Raw genomic sequence first — 20,925 nt, 5'->3', positions numbered from 1 at the left:
CACGGGGATACCGCCAATGAGCATCAATCTGAAGACACTGATCAGCAAGCTGAACGATACCAGCCGCATCGCCGCGACCCGCGCGGCCAGCATCTGCGTCGGTCTCGGCCAATATGAAGTCGACCTGGAGCACTTGTTCCTGGCCTTGCTGGAACAGCCGAACAGCGATTTTGTCGTGATCGCCCGTAAGAGCGGCATCAGCGTCAGCATGCTGGAAGCCGACTTGCAGGCCGAAGTGGCGCGGCTGCAAACCGGCAATGCGCGCACGCCGGTATTTTCGGCCCGCCTGCCGAAGCTGTTCGAGCACGCCTGGCTGATCGCCTCGCTCGACTTGCAGGCCGGACGCCAGGCCAGCATTCGCAGCGCGCACTTGCTGCAAGCGCTGCTGACCGAGCCGGAACTGGCGCAACTGGCCTACCGCGGTTCGAAACTGTTCAACAAGTTCAACCTCGACGATTTAAAACATAAGCTGGACAAGATCAGCGACGGGTCGCAGGAAGCGGTGGCGCTGGCCGATGGCGCTGCCGAACTGGAGCAGGGCAGCGACCCGGTCGGCGAACTGGCTGGCAAGGCGGCCGCGTCGAAAACCCCGGCGCTGGACCAGTTCACCACCAATCTGACGCAGCGCGCGCGCGACGGCAAGGTCGACCCGGTGATCGGGCGCGACATGGAAATCCGCCAGGCCATCGATATCCTGATGCGCCGGCGCCAGAATAATCCGATCCTGACCGGCGAGGCCGGCGTCGGCAAGACCGCGGTGGTCGAGGGCCTGGCGCTGCGCATCGCGCTGGACGACGTGCCGGACGTCTTGAAGGGCGTCGAAATCCATACGCTCGACATGGGCTTGCTGCAAGCGGGCGCCAGCGTCAAGGGCGAGTTTGAAAACCGCCTTAAAAACGTCATCGACGAAGTCAAGAAAAGCCCGCACGCGATCATCCTGTTCATCGACGAAGCCCACACCATGATAGGCGCCGGCGGCACGGCCGGCCAGAACGATGCCGCCAACCTGCTGAAACCGGCGCTGGCGCGCGGCGAATTGCGCACCATCGCCGCCACCACCTGGGGCGAATACAAGAAATACTTTGAAAAAGACGCGGCACTGGCGCGCCGCTTCCAGGTCGTCAAGATTGAAGAGCCGAGCGAAGAACTGGCTTGCGCCATGTTGCGCGGCATGGCGCCGCTGATGGAAAAACACTTCAATGTGCGGGTCTACGACGAAGCCATCACCGAGGCGGTGCGGCTGTCGCACCGCTACATCATGGGCCGCCAGCTACCGGACAAGGCCATCAGCGTGCTCGACACCGCCTGCGCGAAAGTCGCGCTGGGACAAAGCGCGACCCCGGCGCTGATTGAAAACCTGGCCAAGAAACTGGAGCGCATCGACGCCGAGGCGGCCGCGCTGGAACGCGAAGAAAGTAGCGGCGCCAGCCACCCGGCCCGCCTGAAGGACTTGCGCGCGGCGCGCAGCGCGGCCGCGGCCGAACACACGGCGCTGGCGGCGCGCTGGGAAACCGAAAAAGCGCTGACCGAACACATCAAGGCGGCCCGGCTGGCGCTCGAAAGCGGCGAGGGCGCTAAACCGGACGCCAGCCAGGGCAAGGACTTGCAGGCGCTGCTGTCCGACTTGCGCGAATTGCAAGGCGAAACGCCGATGGTGCCGGTGCAGGTCGACGGCCACGTGGTGGCGGAAATCGTCGCCGGCTGGACCGGCATCCCGCTCGGCAAAATGGTCAAGGATGAAATCCGCACCGTGCTGAAGCTGAAGGACATGCTGGAAGAGCGCGTGCTGGGCCAGTCGCATGCGATCGACGCGGTGGCGCAGCGGGTGCGCACCGCGCGCGCCAACCTGGACGACCCGAACAAACCGAAAGGCGTGTTCCTGTTCGTCGGCCCGTCCGGCGTCGGCAAGACCGAAACCGCACTGGCGCTGGCCGACGTGCTGTACGGCGGCGAACGCAAGCTGATCACGATTAATATGAGCGAATATCAGGAAGCGCACAGCGTGTCCGGCCTGAAGGGTTCGCCGCCGGGCTACGTCGGTTACGGCGAAGGCGGCGTGCTGACCGAGGCGGTGCGGCGCAACCCGTACAGCGTGGTGCTGCTCGATGAAGTCGAAAAAGCCCATCCGGACGTGCTCGAACTGTTCTTCCAGGTATTCGACAAGGGCGTGCTGGACGACGCGGAAGGGCGCGAGATCGACTTCAAGAACACGATTATCATCCTGACCTCGAACGTCGGATCGGGCACGCTGATGCAAGCGTGCCTGAACGTGGCGCCGGCCGACTTGCCGACGGTGGAGCAACTGGAAGAAAAAATCCGTCCGCAACTGGTCAAGGCATTCAAGCCGGCCTTCCTGGGACGCTTGAAAGTGATCCCGTTCTACCCGATTTCGGACGACGTGCTGGTCAGGATCATCGGCTTGAAACTGCGCAAGATCGCGCAGCGCATCGCGCTCAACCACAAGGCCGAGTTCAGCCACGATGACGCGCTGGTGGAGGCGGTACTGGCGCGCTGCACCGAAGTCGATTCCGGCGCGCGCAACGTCGACAATATCCTGAACGGCACCTTGCTGCCCGAAATCGCCGAATCGGTGCTGGCCAGGATGGCCGAAGGCGCGGCGATCGGCAAGATCAAGGTCAGCGCCAGCAAGCAGGGGCAGTTCAAGTATACGATCAGGTAAGCCGGGTACGGCCCTGTCTTGCGGCGCGCCGCTTTGGCGCATAATCTACTATACTGTTGCGCGGCATTGGGCGACCTGGCTCGAACCAGTGGCGCCGCACTTGGCGGTTCACCCCCTGCCGACCAAAGTATGGGTCTGTGTTTTGCCGGGGGCGAGAACTGATGCCCTCGTTGACACATCTACCCGCTAAACAATGACACAAACGAACAAATAAAAAATGAAACAAATAACTATTTCAGCCCTTTTAATGATGTCCATCCTCTGTGGCGGCGCTGCGAATGCCGAGGTGATCAAGCCGGTAAAGTCGTCGAAAGCTGACATCGGCGGCGCCATTTATGCGCGTCCGACTGCCGTCAAGGACAATGCGAACGGCGTGGCGTCCACCGATGTCGTGACCTACGACTCGCAGGATAAGGCGTTCCAGACCGGGATGTACAAATCCGGCCCGATGCGCGAAGAAAACAAGGCCCCCGGACTCGATCACGATGAGTTTCTCTACTTTATATCGGGCGGCGTCAAGCTGACATCGCCCGATGGCTCGGTCCTGACCGTGAATGCCGGAGAGTCGGTAACCATTCCCAAAGGTTGGGTCGGTATATTCGAAACGGCGGGATATTCCAAAATCTACGTCATCTATGACGCTGACGCCGCTAAAAAGCAAGGCCTGTAATCAGTGTGTGATGAGCAAGCCATCGCGCTAGCGGCGGCTTGCTATCAGGAATCCGGCTAGGGGGCCGGCGGCACGCGGGGCGGCGCCTGCGCAAGATCAGCGCGGCCGGGAAAATGTCGACACCGCTTTTGCGTCGGGACCAACGGCCAGCAGTGAATGACCGATGTGCTTTTTAGGCACGCTTCCCGGCGCCTGGTTCAGCGCGAACGTGATTTTCCGCAAGCCGCCCTCGCTACGCCGGGACACGAAGGTAAAATCCAGCGCCACCTGGCCGGTGGCATGGCCGCCGCGCTTATCCTCGCTGATCGCTTCAGCTTGCGCCAGACCCGTGAGCATGGAGCCCGCAAGAAGTGTTGCTATTTTTCATTACATTATTTGCGTGAAGGAACAGGCCAGTGCAGGGCCGGCCCGGTCACGCCAGCAGGGTTAATGTTGCCCAGGCGGCGGCTGCACCCCCAGCAATTCCTCGATATGCGCCAGCGAGCCCGGATCCTTGACCACCGAGCGCAGCCAGCTGTGCAGGTCCTGGTCGGCGGCGTTGGCGGCCTTGTCGGCGAAGTAGGACACCGGGCTGTGCGGTTCGGTCTGGCGGAAGAACCGGGCCACCGCGCGCAACTGGTCGATCGCCTGGGCCCGGGTATGGATGGCGCCGGGCGGTCCGGCCGGAATGGATGTCATCGCTGCTGCACTCCCGTGAGTAGCGGCCGGGGCTGAAGGATGCGCACTGGCGGCCGGCGCGGCCGCCAGTGTCGCGGCGGGTGCGGCAGGCATCAGCCGCAGCATGTCTTGCAGCGCTTCGCGCGCGGCGGAAAACCCCGGGCTGTCCTGGCCCAGGCGGGCGTCGGTGGCCTGTTCCAGCTGCTGCAAGGCGTCGATGCAGTATTGAGCGTCGGCCGTGAACGCGGCGCAAAAACGTACCGAGTTGTTGCGCTTGGCATTGTCCATATCGGACAATTTGACGCCGTTGGCCGGCGGCCGGCCATTCTCGTTCTGGCTGGCGTGCTTGCGCGCCACTTCAAAATCGATGGTGGAGTAGGCGCCGCTCTCGGTCAGCGGAATCTCGCGCAGCAGGGCCGGGATGCGCGCCAGGATCCAGCTCAGGTTGCCGATGCGCTGGTCCTGGTCGCCATCGTCGGCTTCCGGATACAGACCCAGGTCCCAGTAATCGTCGCACAGGCCGGCCAGCACGCGCAAGCCTTCCCCCAGGCCGCGCAGATGGTGTTTCTTGGCGCCGGCTTCGGTCAGCCAGACCGCCAGCCGCAAGTCCTTGCTGTTCTTTTCCAGCAGCGCGGCGCAGCGCTGCACGACAAAGCCCCAGTCCGCCTCCTTCAATTCGGTGACCCATTCGCCCTGGTCGAGCGATGGATCGTCGAACTTGCGCGCCAGCGTGATGGCGTCGAGTTCCGGCGAAAACGCCAGGTCGTCGCCGGCCGGCTGGGTGTCGCTGATCGGATTCAGTAATTGTTCAGCTGAAAACATATGCTCCTCTTGATATCAATGGCCGGCGCTTATTGCGCCATGCGGAATTCGATGCGGCGGTTGCGCGCGCGGCCTTCGGCGCTGTCGTTGCTGGCGATCGGCCGGTCCGGGCCCTGGCCGGACGCGGTCAGCAAGTCGCCGTTGATGCCCTTGCTGCCGAGATAGAACTTGACCGCCTCGGCGCGCGCCTGGCTCAGGTTCTGGTTGCTGATGCGCAAGCCCTGGTTGTCGGTATGGCCGATCACTTCGACCTTGCGGTCTTTTAGTTTTTGCATCGCCACGCTCATTTCATCGAGGATGGCGCGGCCCGACGGCGTCAGCGTGGCCTTGCCGCTTTCGAATTCGATGATGCGGTTGGCCAGCGTGCTGTCGAGGATATTCTGTTCGGCGGCCGATACCCGCAAGCCGTTGTTGACGGTGTAGGTCGGGTTCAGGCTGGTGGCGATGTCGCTGGCGATCTTCTGGCGCTGGGCTTCATTCGCCACTTCGCCGCGCACGCTGACCACGCTGCCGTCGATGGTCAGCTGGCCGCGGCTGATCTGCTTTAAATTAGGCGAGATCAGTTTTTGCACGTAGCCGTTCCAGTTGGCCGGCAAGGCCACCTGGCCGACGGCGATCTGGTCGACGACCTTGTCGGCGCCGTACAGTTCGCGCAGTTTGGCCAGCACGCTGGCCTTGCTGGCTTCGTCGGGCACGGTGCCGCTGACCAGCACCTGGCCAGGTTGCGGGGTGGCGGTCGGCGGGATCGAGCTCTGGGCCTGCGCGGCGCAAGCGGTGAAGCCGAGGCCCAGGCCCAGGCCGATAATGAATAGGGAGCGAAGGTGATGCATGGTCAGGTTCCGATAAACGCGGCGCGCAGCGAGTCGTGCGCGGATTTGAGTGAGAGGTTCGATTGCGCCAGGTAGCTCGACACTTTCTTGACGGCGTAGTCGGTATCGATCTGTTCTTCGACCCACGACAACTCATCGAACGTGATGTGGTGCTCCAGCCCGGCCTGGCCATCCATGATGGCGTACAGCGTTTGCGCCGACGCGCCGCTGAAGCCGAGCACCATCGACGGCCGGCCGTCGATGCGGGTCATGAACAGGCTCAGTTCGAAGTCGGCGCGCGCCAGGAAGGGCGTAATCAGGTGCATCCAGAAGGCGCCGACCAGGTTGCGGTACATCGGGTCGGCCGGCAGCGGCAGCACCAGGCTTTTTTCGAGCCGGCTGGAACTGCTGGCCATCACCGGCTGCAGCAAAAAGCCGAGCGCCAGCAGGATTTGCCGCACCGAGCCGGCAAAGCCGGTCTGCGCCAGCATCGCATCGAGCGCGCCGATGGTGTGCAATTCGAGAAAATCGGTGTATGCGGCGTCGTAGGCGGCGGCGCGCAAGTCGAGCTCGATCGGCGTGGCGGCCGCTTGCAATGGCGCGCCCGGATCGGCCGCCGCCAGCACGGCGGCGCTCATGCCTTCCAGCCGGTGCCACAGGCGCGACAGCACCAGCGGGCTGTTTTGCACGAAGCGGGCCGGTTCTTCCACTTCCATGGTGCTCATCATCAGGAACGGGAAACGGCGCTTGGACTGGTCGCTGCTGGCAATCACATGGCCGGCGATGGCGCGGCCGCGGCGCGGGCCGATGAAGGCGAAATGCAGCGGCGCCAGCGCATCGTAGGCCAGTTTCCAGCGCGCGTCGCCGCTCAGCAAGTCCATCGCCTGGGCCAGCCAGTCGTCGAGGATCTTCAGCAGCGCCGGATTGTCGCTGGCCTTGACGAAATCGCCGCGGCTCGGGATCTTGCCGAAATAACCGACGCTGGTTGGCGTGACGCTGCGGCTCATGGCGCGGCTCCCGCGGCCACGGCAGGGCCGCCGGCCGCAACCGGCGCGGTCTCTTGCTGCGCGCCGGTCACCACGACTTCCGGCAGTTTCATGCGCCGGAAACCCTGGCTGCCCTGTGCTTGCGCCGGGGCCGCCGGGGCCGGCGTGGCGACGATTTTCAGGTTGGCCACCACGCTCACGCCGCTGTTTTCCCAGCTCAGTTCAAACACGCCGCCATCCTTGCGCTTGCGTTTGGCGGAATCGATCATTTTTTTCAAGCCGAAGTGGCCCGGTTCGTTCAACAACACCACGCTGCGGCCTTCCGGCGTGATGGCGGTGATGCGCGAACCCGGCACGCCTTGCGGATTGGGCCACGCCATATGCACCCATGGCTGGGCCTGGCCGCGCCAACGCAGCGCCTGGCCATCGATTTCGATGGTGTATTCGGTCAGGCCGGTGCCCGGCAGCGCCTGCAGGTCGAACCTGGTCTGCGCTTCGCCTTCCGATGCGGCCGCGGCCACGCCGCCGGCGCTCAGCGGCGCCACCCAGCCAGGGAAGCTGGCCACCACCGGCGGCGCCAGGCTGATGCCCATATTGGCCCAGGTCTTGGCGCTCAGCGCATCGCCGCGGCGCACCACCAGCGGTCCGATGGTGTTATCGAAGAACTTGGCGACGGCGCCTTCCGGCCCGAAGATCTGGCCGATTTCGGCGTTGCTCGCCTCGACCCGCGATTCGGTGGCGAACGGATATTTGAGCGCCAGCGTTTTCTGGAACGGCTCCAGTACCTGCGCCACCCAGACCTTGTTGATTTCCGCTTCGGTCGGCTTGACGATGACGGCGAAGGTTTGCATCAGCGGTCGCACCAGCAGCGGCCGGATCGCCTGTTTTTGCTGGTCGCTCATGCCGACCAGCATTTGCTCGTCGACGTATTTCAGCGCGTCGGCCAGTTCGGAACCGCTGCCGTCCAGCGTTTGCTGCATGAATTGCTTGGCGCCGGGGCCGGTATCGCCCTGGTTCTTGATCTGGTTGAAACGGGCCCGCAATTTCGACAGCCCGTCCATGTAACCGCGCATCAGCGACGCATCCTTGTCCTTGCTGGACACCAGCCGCGCCACGCCGGAAAACTCGCGGCCCACCGGTCCCATCGGAATGGCTGCGCCATTGGCCGGCGCGGTATTCAGGTTCACATTCAGCTGCGACGGCTTTTGACGCAGGATGGTTTCCTTGAACCACTCCATCGCGCCGCGCTGGGCCCGCTGCAAGCCGGCGTCGGCCAGCGACGGGTTATCCCACGAGGTTTCCTGGTACACGGTCGCCATCAGCTTGTTGATCGGCGAGGTTTGCGGATCGCCCAGCCGGTTCATCGCGGCGGCGGCATTGTCGAAACCGTTCAAGTCGCGGATGCTGACGCCCTGGATGAATTTTTGCCATTCCCTGGCGTAGTCGTTCTTGTACAGTTCCACCAGCGCTTTCTGGATTTGTTCCGGGCTGCCTTCCAGCGTCAAATCGTCCTTCGACGCGGTTTTCAAGACCCAGTCGGCGCTTTGCAATTCGCGGTTGGACGCTTCCTTGAACGCGTCCTGGACGAATCTTTCCCAAGCATCGCGGGTAAAGGTGCCGGGAATCGCGTAGCTGCCGAGCACCAGTTCCTTGTCTTGCTCGCCGACGATGCGCGCCACCGTCATCGACGGGAAGCGGGTCGCGGCGCGCGCCTTGACGTCGGCATACACCCGTTCGCGGGCCGGCATGCCGCGCACCACGCGGCGCAGGCTGTCGCGCGACTGGTCGACCAGGGCCAGCTTGCTGTCGATCACCGGCCAGGATGGATCGTTGATCTGGCTCAGGTAAAACGAAATCATCCTTTCGGCGCTGCGTATCATTTGTTCGCGCGGCATCGAGCCGCGATTGCCGTCCAGCCAGACGCGCCAGAAGCGGGTCAGCTGGTCGTTCAAATGGCTTGCCTCGGCGCGCGAACGGTCGCCCAGCATCAAATAGGTTTTCAGCGCGTTGTAGGCGTCTTCGACATTGGCCGGCGATGCATCCTTGAATTGCAGCGCGCCGCTGTTGACCGCCGCGGCCGGTACGGCGGTGCTGGCGACGGCGCCCGATTGCGGCGGTTTCGACATCGGTTCCAGCTTGTCGGAACCGGCGTTGACTTCCGCCAGGAACGTTTCCAGCGATAAGGAAACCGGCTTCAACATCACGGCCTTGACGCCAGAAAAGTATTCCTCGCGCAATTTACGCTCCAGGAATTCACCCTGGTACAAGCCCAGCGACAGCGACAACGGCCGGCTGCCGCGGTATTGCTCCAGTTGCTCGATGCGGTCCTGCATGATTTCCAGCGCTTCGAAACGCGATTGCAAGTCGAGCCGTTTTTCTTGCAGTTTGACGGCCTGGTCCAGGTCGGCCTGCACATTGGCCACCAGTTGCGTATTGCCCATGTACGACCAGCTCCAGCCGCCCAGCGCCAGGCCGACCAGCGCGGTGGCGGCAAAGAAGGTGGCGTAGCGCAGCCGCATCTTGGCCGGGCTGGCGTATTGCGCGACCAGGTCCTTGTCGGCGAAGATCACCTTGCGGAACAGGTTCAGCAAGAAATAACCGTGCTGATGATGCACTTCGCTGTGCGCCTGCGGCTGCAGTTTCAAGTCGAAACGCTGCGCCACCCGCTCGGACGAAGTCGATACGGCTTCGCCTTCCTGCAGCGCGCTGGTGAAATAAAAGCCCCGGAATACCGGCTTGAACTGGAACGGATTTTCTTCGAACAGCGTGGCGATGAAGGCGCGCAGCGGCCCCTTGACCGAGCTGAATTCCAGCGGGAAGGTGAACACGCCGGGCGGCATCCGTTCGCGCGATTGCAACGCCATGCTGGCCAGGCTCAATTCTTTCAGGCCGTCATACAGCTCGTCGAAGCGCTGGTCGAACAGTTCCAGCACATCCTGGCGCGAACTGGTCTGGCTGTAGGGCAGGGTGGCGCCCCACACTTTGTCGCGCTCGCTGCGTTCGGCATCCTGGAAAAACTCGCTGAAGCCGGTGATCAGGTCGGCCTTGGTGAACACCACGTAGACCGGCGCGTGCACTTCCAGTTTTTCCGTCAGTTCCTGCACCCGCTGGCGCAGGTTCTTGGCCAGGTTGATGGCGAATTCGGGACGGCTGCCGGTCAGTTCGGCGATGCTGACGGCGATGATGATGCCGTTGATCGGCGCGCGCTTGCGGTGTTTTTTCAGCAGGCCGAGGAAGCCGAACCATTCGGCGCGGTCTTCATCGTTGACCGAATAACGTCCGGCGGTATCGAGCAGGATGCCGTCGGTGGTGAAAAACCAGTCGCAATTGCGGGTGCCGCCGACGCCTTGCACGATCTTGCTGTCGGCGAAAGGAAATTGCAGGCCGGAACTGGCGATCGCCGTGCTCTTGCCGGCCGCCGGATTGCCGATCACCATATACCATGGCAATTCATACAAGGCGGCGTCGCCCGACAGCTGGCCCAGCTTGGAGGTCTTGATGGTGCCGATGGCTTCCAGCATGCGTTTGCGGATGGCCTCGGTTTCTTCGCGCTGGGCCGGATCGGCTTTTGGGGCGGCAGAGCTGGCAGGGGCGGCTTGCTGTTCCAGCATGTCGCCGAATTGCTCGCCGGACTTGGCGCGGCGGCGCCGCCGCAGCAGCCACAGCGCGGCGGCGATCAGCAGCGCGAGGGCGAGCAAGACATACACGACAGTAAAAGGGATTTCAAGGATGGCGGCGCCGATCAGCAGGAATGCGGCAAGCGCCACGCAGCCTGTGGCAATCAAGATCGGGCGTTTGGTAAGGAGTTGCCAAAAACGTTGCATCATAATGGGCGGTCGTATGCTGAAGGTGGATAGTAAGGTGGATAAGAAATCAGTTGATTCATGACGTATTAGCTGGAAGGCGGCGGGGCGGCGCCCTGGCCGACCAGCATCGCGCTGCGCTGGAATGGCTGCTGGTTGCTGACGCATAACACCACGCCGGTATTGTCGCGTGCGTCTTGCCAGCCCAGCACCAGCGCCGCCAGCGGTGTCACGTTACCGGCCTGGCCGCAACTGGCGCCCAGGTTCAGCACCTGGGTATCGAAATCGAGTTGCGGCAACAGTTCTCCGGTCATGCCGGTCAATTCAGACATGCGGCTGGCGCGCTGGCCGCTGTCGGCGGCCACCAGGCTGACCTCGGCCGCGGCGGCGCCACCGCGGGCCAGCGCCTTGGCCCCCAGTTCGGTCAGCAACAGATGGTCGATACGGCCCTTGGCATCGGCCGAACTGGCGCGCGAGGCAACGCTGGCGCCGTGCAGCAGCACTGGCGGCGCGCTGTCGAACAGTGCGCCCTGTTGCGCATCGGCCAGCAGCAAACCCGCGGCGCCTTCGCCCGGCACCTGGCCGGACTGGTTGCGCGAACTAAACAGCAGTTCGCGCGCGGCCCAGTCTTGCACACTGTTTTCACCGATATGGGATGCGCAAGCGAGCAGCAGCAGCAAACAAGGGCGCTGCTCTTGCCGGTGTTGCTGCGCGACCTGGTTGATCAAGGCGTAGGGCGCCAGTTGCGCGCCGGATGGCGGCAGCGACAAGGCCAGCTGCGCGGCAGGCCAGCCATGCTCCGTGATCAGATGCAGCCACCACTGGCTGGCCGCGTCGCGCTGGGCAACTGGCCAGTGTTCCGGCAGCAGCGGCAGGAATAACAAGGTCGGCAAAGGCGGCAACCCTGGCGTGGCGCGGCCGCCGGCTTGTGCCTCGGCATGGGCCGCCAATCCGGCATGGGCGCTAACGGCGCGCGCCAGCTCGTCCAGCACCGCGCTGCCGAGCGCCAGCGCGCGCCATTGTTCGGGGTCGAAGCGCAACTGGTCCAGCCCTTGTGCGGCCAGCCATGGCGCCATCGTTTCCTGTTGTTCCAGCTCATCGACGTCGGCGATGCGGCCAGTCATTACCGGATAACCGTCGTTATCGGTCAATTCCGGATCCAGTTCCAGCCGCGCCTGCCGCGACACCAGCGCTTCGGCCAATTCTTGCGGCGTGGCGCCATGCGGCATGCGCAGCGCGCCGCTGACGATGGTCAGCGCGGCGGCAGGCGCCGCTTGTTCGGCCTGCCGCGGCGCTTGCGGCGCCGCAGCGGATGCGGCCGGCGCGGCGGCTGCCATGGCCAGCAATTTTTTGCCGCCCCAGAACAGCAGCAGCAAGGCCAGCGGCAAAATCAACAGATACAGCGCCAGGTCGGTCCCGTCCGGCACGTGCTTGCCGCTGCGCCAGTACCATACGGCGCCGCCCCAGCACACGATAAAAGCGCCCGCCACCAGCAGGCTACGGCTCAGCCACGGACGCATCGCCGCACTCCATCCATCATTACCTGATCAGCCATCTGGGTTCCTTGTCGATTTTATTGGTCTTTTTAATGCAAGTTTGATACTCAGGTTTGATACTCAGCGCTTCATCACGCCCGGCAAACGCAATTCGGTATGTCCGAAATCCATCATCTTCCAGCGGCCGCCCCACGTCATGCCGACCGACTCGGCCACTTCGCCATACAACTGGTAGCCGCGCATGGCCCACGGATCTTTCTCGGAAATCACCAGCTTGCCGTCACGCAAAAACGCGCAATCGGCGGCCAGGCCGTATTGATGCCAGCTCTGGAAAGCCGCCGCATTGGTCACATTCGATCCCATCGAGGCCAGCAGGTTTTGCCGCTCCGGACTGCGGTAACCTTCCAGGATGGCCATGTCGTAACCGTGCTTTTCCTTCATGATCTTGAATACCAATAACAGCCGCTGCGCATAATCCTGGTTCAACAAGGTCCAATTACGGCTGGCCGACACCAGCATCGGCCGCAATTGCGCCACTTCGGCAGTGGCAAAGACCAACGGCGGCAATTCCACCGGCGGCACCAATTGTTCGCCCTGCAGTAATCCGGAGACTTGCTGATTCATTTCCCGGGTCGATACATCGTATCCGCCCAGCATGGATTTATTGCTCGCCATCAATGCCAGGACAGGCGGCAAACAAATCACCGCGCCACCGGCCAGGCATAACAGATAATGGCGCCTGAAAAATCCCGCCACGCCGTGCAGCGCCGAGATACCCGACAGGCGCAAGACCTGCACGCCATGTTCGCGGCGCCGCGCCAACTGGCTGAAGCCCCGGCTGATGCGGCTTTCCGCCCTGGACATCCAGTGCATGACGAATTCACGGCCGGCGGGAAACAATGCCAGCCAGCTAATCAAGCAAGCGAGAATGAAATACAGCGCCACGCCCAATAAAAACACGGTTACCCCAGAAACGGTTTGATCGATGGCTGCCGAAAAGCCAAGCCGGAAGTACGGGTGGCATGCCGTTCAAGCATTCACTTGCGAACTATTGCTCACGAGTATATCTTACAAACTTGATAATTGGATTTGAGCCAGATTCAATTGTGCGGGGGGGAGCACTCTTAATTTTCTACTATGCGTCGCTTTTTTATTGGATAGCGTAAAGTAATAGGATAATTAATAAAGAGTCACTAAGGGAGTCACTAATTTTGCAAAGCAATGACGAGAACCCAAGGGCGGCGGGCCGGCCCAGCTTGTTGACGCCGGCACAGCAGGCTGAAGCCGATCGCCATCGGATCTTGAATCATCTGGAACACCCATCCGGCGCCGAGGCAGGGTCGCGCCGGCAGCGCGGCAAGGTGTTATGGGGCGGCGGACTGGGCCTGGGCGCGCTGCTGATTGCCGCTGGCGCCTGGTTCAGCGCTGGCGATGGCGACATCGAGCGGCAGCAAGCCGATGGCGCGGCAATTCGGCTGGCGGTGGCGGCACCGGCCGCCAAGCCCGATGTGCCGGAAAGCACTGCCGCGGCGACGATTCATGACGAAGATCCGTTGGCGGGATTGCAAGGCGGCGATGCGCCAGCGGAAAAACAGCCCAGTTTGAAAGACATGTTGAACGCCCAGCCGGCGTCCCAGCCCCAGTCCGAAAACGACGTGCTGGGCAAGGCTTTGGCACAAGCGGCGCCGAAGCAGGCGGCCACGGCCAAATCGGCGCCCAAGCTGGTCAAGGCCGCGACTAAACCCAAGCCGCCGCCGCAAGTTGAAGCGGAACCCGACAACGATGTGACCTTGCTGGCGGCCCTGGTCGCACATGCGCAAGTCAATCCGGAACCGGAACCGCCGGCCAAGCCTGTCAAAAAAACCGTCAAACCGGCGACGACCCAGGCGAAATTGAACCAATGCAAGAAGTTGCGCAAGGATGACGCCCAGAAATGCCGTGTGCGGGTCTGTTCCGGACGCGCCAAAAACGACCCCGCATGCAAGGCGGCGCCAGCTTCAGCGAAGGTCGCCACCCAATCCTGATGCCGGGCCAGGCATGACCGGCATCAGTCGATCGAGGCCAGCCAGCTTGTCATCACCGCGCGCGCGGCGCCGGCCAATTGCGCGCCATGCTGCCGCGCCTGCTCGCGCAAGGTGCGCGGATCGATGCCGGCCTGCGCCAGTTCGCCGGCATGGCCGACCAGCCAGCTGTCGAGCCGGCGCGCATCCGCTTCCAGGTGAAATTGCAATCCGAGTAACTTTGGCCCCATCGAAAACGCCTGGTTTGGGCCGATCGAGGTGCCGGCCAGCCGCAGCGCTCCGGGCGGAATGTCGAATTGGTCGCCATGCCAGTGCAATACCGGCACCGTGGCCAGCGCGGCCAGCGGCGACTGGCGGCCTGCATCGGTCAGCGCCAGCGAGCTGAAGCCGATTTCCTGCACGCCCATCGGATACACTTTCGCGCCCAATACCCGTGCCATCAATTGCGCCCCGAGGCAAATGCCCAGCAGCGGCTTGCCGCTGGCCACGCGGCGGCGCAGTAAGTCCAGTTCGGCCAGCAGGAAAGGATGTTGTTCTTCATCGAATGCGCCGATCGGGCCGCCCAGCAGCACCAGTAAATCCGGCGCCACGGCGTCGACGGCCGACAGCTCGTCCTGTACCGCGTCGGCATAGGTGATGTGGTAACCCAGTTCCTGCAATAAAGGTTCCAGTGTCCCCAGGTCTTCAAAATGGACGTGGCGGATGGCAAGTACGTGTTTCATGCTGATATCTCCGGTTGATGGGGCCAATAATGGCTGTCTGGTACATTGCGGCCGCCATAAATGGCTTGGCCGACCCGCACCACGGTGGCGCCTTCCTCGATGGCGATCTCGAAGTCGCCCGACATGCCCATCGATAACTCATCGAGGGCCATGCCGGCCGGCGCCTCCTGGCGCAGCCGGTCGCGCAACTGGCGCAGCAGCACAAAACAGGGGCGCACTTGCGCGGCATCCGACGATAGCAGCGCCAACGTCATCAAACCGCGTACCCGCAACGATGCAAAGGCAGGCAACTGGCGCATAAAATCCGCCGCCTGCTGCGGCGGCAAACCGTATTTGCTGGCTTCGCCCGAGGTATTTACTTGAATAAACACGTCCAGCTGGCGGCCTTCGGCTTGCAGCCGGCGGTCCAGTTCTTCCGCCAGACGCAAGCTGTCGAGCGCCTGGAATTCGCTGGCGAAGCGGGCCACCACGCGCGCCTTGTTGGTTTGCAAATGACCGATCACCGACCATTGCAAATCCGCCAGGTCAGCCATGGCCTCCCATTTGCGGCTGGCTTCCTGCACCTTGTTTTCGCCCAGTTGCCGGCAACCGGCGGCATACGACAAGCGGATACGGGCTTCATCGACGGTCTTGCTGACCGGCAGCAAACGCACTTCGGCCGGATCGCGCCCGACGCGCAGGCAGGCGGCGGCCATGCGCGTGCGCACCGCGGCCAGGTTGCGCTCAAAGTCGGCGACGCTGTTGGCTTGAGGGTAGGGCATTGTCATCGTCATACCAGGACAGTCCATGTAGAATTGGCATAGCTTAAATTATACATTGTCATAGGACAAAATGAATATCACAGGTAAAACAGCGCTGGAGATCGCCGAATCCGTGCGCCAGCTGCTGCAATCGCGGCAACTGCTGGCCGGGCAGGTATTGCCGCCGGTACGCGAACTGGCGCTTGCGCTGGAGGTCAACCGCAACACGGTGGCGGCGGCCTACAAGCGCCTGACGGCGGCGGGGCTGACGCTGACGCAAGGGCGGCTGGGCACCAGCATCCGCCATCAGCCGGAAGCGGGCGAGCAGGAAGGGATGCTGGCCGGTTCGCCGCTGATCGACCTGGCTTGCGGCAATCCGAATCAGACCTGGCTGCCCGATCCGGCCGCGCTGCTGGCCTCGGCAACCTATCGGCCGCGCCTGTACGGCGAAGCAACGGTCACCCCGGCGCTGGAACAGCATGCCCGGCAGTGGCTGGCCGGCGATTGTCCGGCGGCCTGTGACATCGATGTGACGCACGGCGCGGTGGACGCCATCGAACGTTTGCTGGCGGCTCACCTGGTGGCGGGCGATAAGGTGGCCGTCGAGCACCCATGTTTTTTAAGCAGCATCAATACCTTGCGCCTCGGCGGCTTGCAGGCGCTAGGCGTCGCGATGGACCAGCACGGCATGTTGCCGCAAGCGCTGGAACAGGCGCTGCAGCAAGGCGCGCGCGCGGTGCTGATCACGCCGCGCGCGCACAACCCGACCGGTTGCAGCCTGAGCCAGGCCCGCGCGGCGGCATTGCAACAGATATTGGCGCGCCATCCGCATGTGCTGGCCATCGTCGACGACCATTTCGCGATGCTGGCGTTGGCGCCGTATTACTCGGTCTTGCCCGCCGCGACGCGGCACTGGGCCGTCATCCGCTCGGTATCCAAGGTATTCGGTCCCGACTTGCGGCTGGCGTGTGTCGCCAGCGATAGCGAAACGGCGCGGCGCTTACGCCTGCGGCTGGCGCCCGGCACGACCTGGGTCAGCCATTTGCTGCAAGAGGCGGTCGCGGCCTGTTTCGCTTCCAGGGAGATACAAGGGCAAGTGGCGTTGGCGAAAGCCGATTACGCGCAACGCAGCGCCTGGCTGGCGGAAGCATTGCGTGAGCAGGGCATCGGCACGCCTGCGGATTCGGACGGCTTGAATCTGTGGCTGCCGCTGCGGCAAGACAGCCAGTCGCTGGTATTAATGATGGCAAACAAAGGCTGGCTGGTGCGCAGCGGCGCGGCCTTCAGTGTGCAAGAGCCGGTGCAGGGCTTGCGCATCAGCATCGCCACCATGACGCGCGAGCTTGCCTGGCGTTTTGCGGCGGACCTCAAGCCCGGCATTGAGGGCAGGTAGGTCCATCCGCTCCCAGCCGCCCTCTGGCTTTACTTCACCAATTGAACGGTGTCTGATTTTTTTATCCAGCCGTACGTCTCTTTGTTGAGCCCCTGGAATTTCACGTACAGCCAATCATTTTCTTCCTTGTAAATATACAGGACATTTCCCGAGATTAAAAATGCCTTCTTGATGGTTTTTTCATCAGGCTGCGCGTGGAAATGCGCTCGCTTTGAAGAAATGACGCCCACCGCGATCCAGCTTCCCTTTACCTCACCGCCCAATCGAACGGAGAATGTTGTACCGGCTTGAGCGATACCCGCTACTCCCGCGGCAGGGAACATCCACGTGCAGGCACCGGGAAGTTCACTTTCTTCAATCAGCAGAATATTTTTCCCTGAGGAAATCTCTATTTTTCCTTTCGACTGCGTCGAAGGTCTGGATTGCGCGATCGATTCGCGCCCCTCATCCTTCACGACATTCTTCAAGGAAACAGGTATCGCCTGTTTTCCGTCCACTTTTCCATAAAATAAAAAGTTACACCAGTCGATAGAACCTGGCGCAGGCCTTGATAAGGATACATAACCGGTCAGGTTTTTTGTATCGGGATTAAATCCTGTGATGATCGATGGGTTCGCAAAACCTTCATTTTGCGCTGACTCTTGAATGTCGCCAGCATGCACGTGTTGAAAAGCCATGTTTGCGCTAAAGCATGCCATAAATAATATTGTTTTTGATTTTTTCATTTTAATTTTGCATATGCATCATTGGTCTACTTTAAGGCAGGAGTTGGTTTTCTTGGCGCAGAATGCATGGCAATCGCTGGGAAATCGCTGCGCTGGTTTATTAAATTTATTTAATTTTCTTGATTTTTATGCTTCAATTTATCGCTTTTTTATTTTATTTTATTTTATTTTTAAAAATATAATTGCGAAATTTTCTCAATCATCAATAAATTTCCACACTGTCAATCCATACGCAGAACCAAGATCAGCCATTGGTTCATCTTGCAAGTATGAACGCAATTCGGATACCGCCCCCAGCGATTGCCATTGGCCAGCTTTAGGACAGGGATCGCTTGCTTTGGCGCGTAATTCGTTGTTTGCAATCGGCAAGACTCCGTCCGGCGAATAGTCTTTTTTAGCTTGCCTTGCAAAATCGACCAAGTCCTTGGGGTAAAACTGTGCGTTGGCATAGCTGCTATCGTCAATCTCCAGTAAGTAGGTAATAGCCGCAGCCTCCCATGACCAGTAACCCCAGAAGCTGGTATCCCGCGTATGCGCATTGTAATAAGGTTCCCGCCGGCTCGCTTCATACCAATCTTCAAGATATTCTGCCATCAAGCTTGGCCTATCAATTTTATCCGCCGAAAATATTTTTAGTGTCTTGAAATAGGGAAGGTGACGTAAACATTCATCTGGAGGGGCAGGTCGGTTTTTGTCATAAAATGCCAGCATCCGTTCCAGCATGCCGTCTTTTTGTTCGTTATTGAAATCGATAATTGGAATTATTTCAGCAATAAGATTTTCCCATCCCAAAAGAATGGCAAAGCAAATCATGCGATTAACTTTTTCGTATGAGTTATCGGATAATGAAAAATGAGCAAATCCCTGCTGACTTTCCGTCTCACTTAAATCATAGGCAGCATCATATTTTGCGTAAGATTTCCAATACTCCAATACTGAAGGATAAAAAGATCGAAGCTCGCTCAGCCTGTGACCAGCACTATAATTTGTGGCCAAAATATCAATGGCAACCCAGGAACGTCTACGGGTTGCTATCATGAAATTGTATATCGGAATTTCCTTTAATTCCTTTTCATTCTTCGACAAAGATTTTTGCAATTTATCAAACACCATTATTGATCCATGATAATTCTCATCATAAATGTCATAATCCAGAAGTAATTCCCTCTTGTTATTTAGAAAATATTCCTCTGTCAATATTTCTTTCATTTTATTTCCTTATGATATTATCAGGCATATTCATAATTATTTGAATTTCATGATTTGCACCGCCTGATTTTTTATGTTTTTGCAATTGTCTGCCAGTTACGAGCGATATCCATCTTTTATATGGTGCTTTTTGATTTTTATTATCAATGGCATTCATTTCGTACTCCAGTATCAATCTCTTTATTTTCCTTCCTTCACTTGTCAATTTTTCTTGCTGTACAGCATCCGCAATCCATGCATGACTCATTTGAGTATGCAATCCTGTTTTCTTATTTGGCTTGTTGAGTCCATTCCTTAATGTTTTAGTATTGCCGGATCCTCCGATATTTACACTTTGGTTGGCATGTTTATCTCGTGATTCATTTTCAAAAATATTCGGTCTGCCGTTCTTGACTGGATCAGCGGCCTCGTCTGCTCTTAATTGCTGGAATTTCTCTTGCATCTCAGCAGGCAGGGCAGCGATCAAACTAAAGGAGTCGAAGATACTGGACTTGGTTTCACCAACCACAAACGGCTGAGCCAGGTGCAATGGATTCAACCACAAATGATCAAGGCCACGATGTGGAATGCTGTGCTCTTCGGTCAAATAACCATTATTATTGACTTTGCTAAAATTAATATGTTTTCTCTTGACGTAATAATCGGTAATATGTTCCGCAGGAACGCCGCTACGCCAACTTTGTTTTTTGGTTCAGCTTTTTTCTTGATATTGGTTTTGCTTGAGTTAGGGGTGGCCTTGTTTCCTTTGACATCATGGTTCTGTTTGCCAACCAGTTTCTTCTCGTTTGCCGCTGCTGCTTTGATATCTTTTTTGACGACCGTCTTGCTAACAGACTGAACTTCCTCCTTGGCCACCTTGCTGGAAACACTCCCCAGCGCCGCCGTGGTGCCGGGTAATTCATGCCCCATCATTTTCGCGTGCAGCTTTTTCAACTCGGAAAAAGCGTCATCGATCATGCGCGGACCCTGCCGCCGGATCGCTTTCAGCTCGCCAATAATTTGCTTGACTTGCGGGCCGCCAGCCACGGCCTTGACCACCCAGCTATCGATGCCATCGATGAACGTATCGAGCGCGTTCTTGAACAGGCTCTTGCTATTCCTGGTCAGCATGCTCCAATCGATCTGGCGCATGAACTTTTCGACATTGCCACGCAGCTTAGGCGACACGGCTTCCAGCACGCGGCCGAAATTGTGGCCTTGCTTCATGAACTTGAAGCCGACTTTCATCGTGTCGCCAATCGCCGGCACGCAACCGATCAGGGTAATCACCAGTTCGACCCAGCCGCCCACCGCAGCGGGCGACTTGGATATGTGAATCACTCCCAGGATCAGGTCGCGCGCATCCATCGCCTGGCCAACGCCGGGCACTACCCCGAGGATACCGGTGACAATGATGTGCGATGGCGAAGATCCGGCACCGCTTACCAGGTCGGTGAGCCAACTGCCGATGCCGTCATCGGCCTGGCGCAAGGCGCGTCCGGCGGGAGAGGCGACATGAATACCGCTGGGGGCAAGCGCGCCGCTCACATTACTCATGCCGCACCGCCTTCGTTATCATGCCGTTCACGATAATTCTTTTCGGCTTCTTTATCTTCCGCACTATCCTCATCGGCATACCTGTAATCGTCATAATGAAAATCGTAGTTCAGGTCGCTGCTGGCTCCCGCATGCTGCAGTTCTTCTTCCATGTCGGCCAATTCATCCGGGAAAAAGTTATCCTTGTAATATGCATGCTCTTGCGCCAGATACTTTTCCAGCACGGCTAGTGCTTCTTCATCGGTGCGCGGCTTGGCGCCAGCCACCTGATTCGGTTTTTGTTTCTTGCGCGGCACAGGATCGCGCTCATCTTCGCCATACAACACGACTGCGCTACTGGCAGGAATATTCTCAAGCCGGGCAAAGCCATGCGCATCCAGCTTGCCTTCCACCGTGGCGCCATTGGCGAACTGCACCAGATACGGAGCACCGACCATCGGTTGTAAATCATCCCAGCGATAATTTAACTCGAGGAAATTATTTAATTGATCAGGATTCGGCAGCATCGGCAGTTTGGGCGTGCTGCTGGCAGCCCCTGTCAACTCCTTCATGCCGGCCTTGAATGCCATCTTGCCCGGCCCGTGGATCTCGATATTGCCGCCTTCGAGCTTGAGGTAGGCGCCTTGCGCGGTCATCAGCACATGTTGTTTGGCGGA

Annotated in this window: 18 protein-coding genes; 4 read left to right on the top strand and 14 right to left on the bottom strand. The window is 59.9% G+C overall.

Annotated features, from left to right (window positions below; genetic code table 11):
- Positions 1-16: 16 nt before the first annotated feature.
- Together tssH and GJA_RS11925 are read left to right on the top strand one after the other, a co-directional pair.
- Positions 17-2,680, top strand: coding sequence for a type VI secretion system ATPase TssH (tssH, locus tag GJA_RS11930; protein ID WP_038492439.1), 2,664 nt, complete (start codon positions 17-19; stop codon positions 2,678-2,680).
- Between the two features lie 217 nt (positions 2,681-2,897).
- Positions 2,898-3,350: a cupin domain-containing protein gene (locus GJA_RS11925; protein WP_038492436.1), complete on the top strand. Its 453-nt coding sequence runs from the start codon at positions 2,898-2,900 to the stop codon at positions 3,348-3,350.
- A gap of 96 nt (positions 3,351-3,446) precedes the next feature.
- Here GJA_RS11925 and GJA_RS11920 read toward each other — a convergent pair whose 3' ends face one another.
- From GJA_RS11920 to GJA_RS11890, 7 genes are all read right to left on the bottom strand, one after another.
- A complete protein-coding gene (locus GJA_RS11920) occupies positions 3,447-3,686 on the bottom strand; it encodes a hypothetical protein (protein ID WP_038492433.1) in 240 nt (79 codons plus the stop codon).
- A gap of 90 nt (positions 3,687-3,776) precedes the next feature.
- A complete protein-coding gene (tssA, locus tag GJA_RS11915) occupies positions 3,777-4,829 on the bottom strand; it encodes a type VI secretion system protein TssA (protein WP_038492428.1) in 1,053 nt (350 codons plus the stop codon).
- Between the two features lie 29 nt (positions 4,830-4,858).
- On the bottom strand, positions 4,859-5,659 hold the full coding sequence (locus GJA_RS11910; protein ID WP_038492425.1) for an OmpA family protein: 801 nt from the start codon (positions 5,657-5,659) through the stop codon (positions 4,859-4,861).
- 2 nt (positions 5,660-5,661) lie between these two features.
- Entirely contained in the window at positions 5,662-6,645 is a 984-nt protein-coding gene (gene tagF / locus GJA_RS11905; protein ID WP_038492422.1) for a type VI secretion system-associated protein TagF, read from the bottom strand.
- The gene (gene tssM / locus GJA_RS11900) at positions 6,642-10,448 is read right to left on the bottom strand and encodes a type VI secretion system membrane subunit TssM (protein WP_081905629.1); all 3,807 of its coding nucleotides are present in this window, start codon (positions 10,446-10,448) and stop codon (positions 6,642-6,644) included. Before tssM ends, tagF begins: the two co-directional genes overlap by 4 nt.
- A gap of 68 nt (positions 10,449-10,516) precedes the next feature.
- Positions 10,517-11,947 (bottom strand): hypothetical protein, encoded by a 1,431-nt coding sequence (locus GJA_RS11895; protein WP_038492419.1) that lies wholly within the window; start codon positions 11,945-11,947, stop codon positions 10,517-10,519.
- A 96-nt stretch (positions 11,948-12,043) separates the two neighbouring features.
- Positions 12,044-12,883, bottom strand: coding sequence for a M15 family metallopeptidase (locus GJA_RS11890; RefSeq protein WP_038492416.1), 840 nt, complete (start codon positions 12,881-12,883; stop codon positions 12,044-12,046).
- Positions 12,884-13,134: 251 nt separating this feature from the next.
- Here GJA_RS11890 and GJA_RS11885 point away from each other — a divergent pair, with 251 nt between their 5' ends.
- Entirely contained in the window at positions 13,135-13,947 is an 813-nt protein-coding gene (locus GJA_RS11885) for a hypothetical protein (RefSeq protein ID WP_144241503.1), read from the top strand.
- A gap of 23 nt (positions 13,948-13,970) precedes the next feature.
- Here the strand turns inward: GJA_RS11885 and GJA_RS11880 are convergent, their stop codons facing one another.
- Positions 13,971-14,666 carry a glutamine amidotransferase gene (locus tag GJA_RS11880; protein WP_038492410.1) on the bottom strand — a complete coding sequence of 232 codons (696 nt, stop codon included), beginning with the start codon at positions 14,664-14,666 and terminating at the stop codon, positions 13,971-13,973.
- Complete coding sequence (locus GJA_RS11875; RefSeq protein ID WP_051780717.1) at positions 14,663-15,439, bottom strand: YggS family pyridoxal phosphate-dependent enzyme; 777 nt, start codon at positions 15,437-15,439, stop codon at positions 14,663-14,665. The genes GJA_RS11880 and GJA_RS11875 overlap by 4 nt, the downstream gene beginning before the upstream one ends.
- A gap of 58 nt (positions 15,440-15,497) precedes the next feature.
- Between GJA_RS11875 and ptsJ the strand changes: the two genes are divergently transcribed.
- The gene (gene ptsJ, locus GJA_RS11870; RefSeq protein ID WP_038492404.1) at positions 15,498-16,799 is read left to right on the top strand and encodes a MocR-like B6 salvage transcription factor PtsJ; all 1,302 of its coding nucleotides are present in this window, start codon (positions 15,498-15,500) and stop codon (positions 16,797-16,799) included.
- Positions 16,800-16,828: 29 nt separating this feature from the next.
- Here ptsJ and GJA_RS27300 read toward each other — a convergent pair whose 3' ends face one another.
- From GJA_RS27300 to GJA_RS11850, 5 genes are all read right to left on the bottom strand, one after another.
- Positions 16,829-17,524, bottom strand: coding sequence for a hypothetical protein (locus tag GJA_RS27300; protein ID WP_144241502.1), 696 nt, complete (start codon positions 17,522-17,524; stop codon positions 16,829-16,831).
- 195 nt (positions 17,525-17,719) lie between these two features.
- Positions 17,720-18,733 carry a PoNe immunity protein domain-containing protein gene (locus tag GJA_RS11860; RefSeq protein WP_038492399.1) on the bottom strand — a complete coding sequence of 338 codons (1,014 nt, stop codon included), beginning with the start codon at positions 18,731-18,733 and terminating at the stop codon, positions 17,720-17,722.
- Between the two features lies 1 nt (position 18,734).
- Complete coding sequence (locus tag GJA_RS27295) at positions 18,735-19,319, bottom strand: hypothetical protein (protein ID WP_144241501.1); 585 nt, start codon at positions 19,317-19,319, stop codon at positions 18,735-18,737.
- Positions 19,316-20,269, bottom strand: coding sequence for a hypothetical protein (locus GJA_RS11855; RefSeq protein ID WP_051780714.1), 954 nt, complete (start codon positions 20,267-20,269; stop codon positions 19,316-19,318). Before GJA_RS11855 ends, GJA_RS27295 begins: the two co-directional genes overlap by 4 nt.
- Positions 20,266-20,904 carry a DUF2345 domain-containing protein gene (locus GJA_RS11850; RefSeq protein ID WP_144241500.1) on the bottom strand — a complete coding sequence of 213 codons (639 nt, stop codon included), beginning with the start codon at positions 20,902-20,904 and terminating at the stop codon, positions 20,266-20,268. Before GJA_RS11850 ends, GJA_RS11855 begins: the two co-directional genes overlap by 4 nt.
- Positions 20,905-20,925 lie beyond the last annotated feature (21 nt).

The organism is Janthinobacterium agaricidamnosum NBRC 102515 = DSM 9628 (assembly GCF_000723165.1).
GTDB lineage: Bacteria > Pseudomonadota > Gammaproteobacteria > Burkholderiales > Burkholderiaceae_D > Janthinobacterium > Janthinobacterium agaricidamnosum.
Note: the sequence above shows the minus strand (reverse complement) of the source record. Positions and strands in the feature narration are given on the sequence as shown.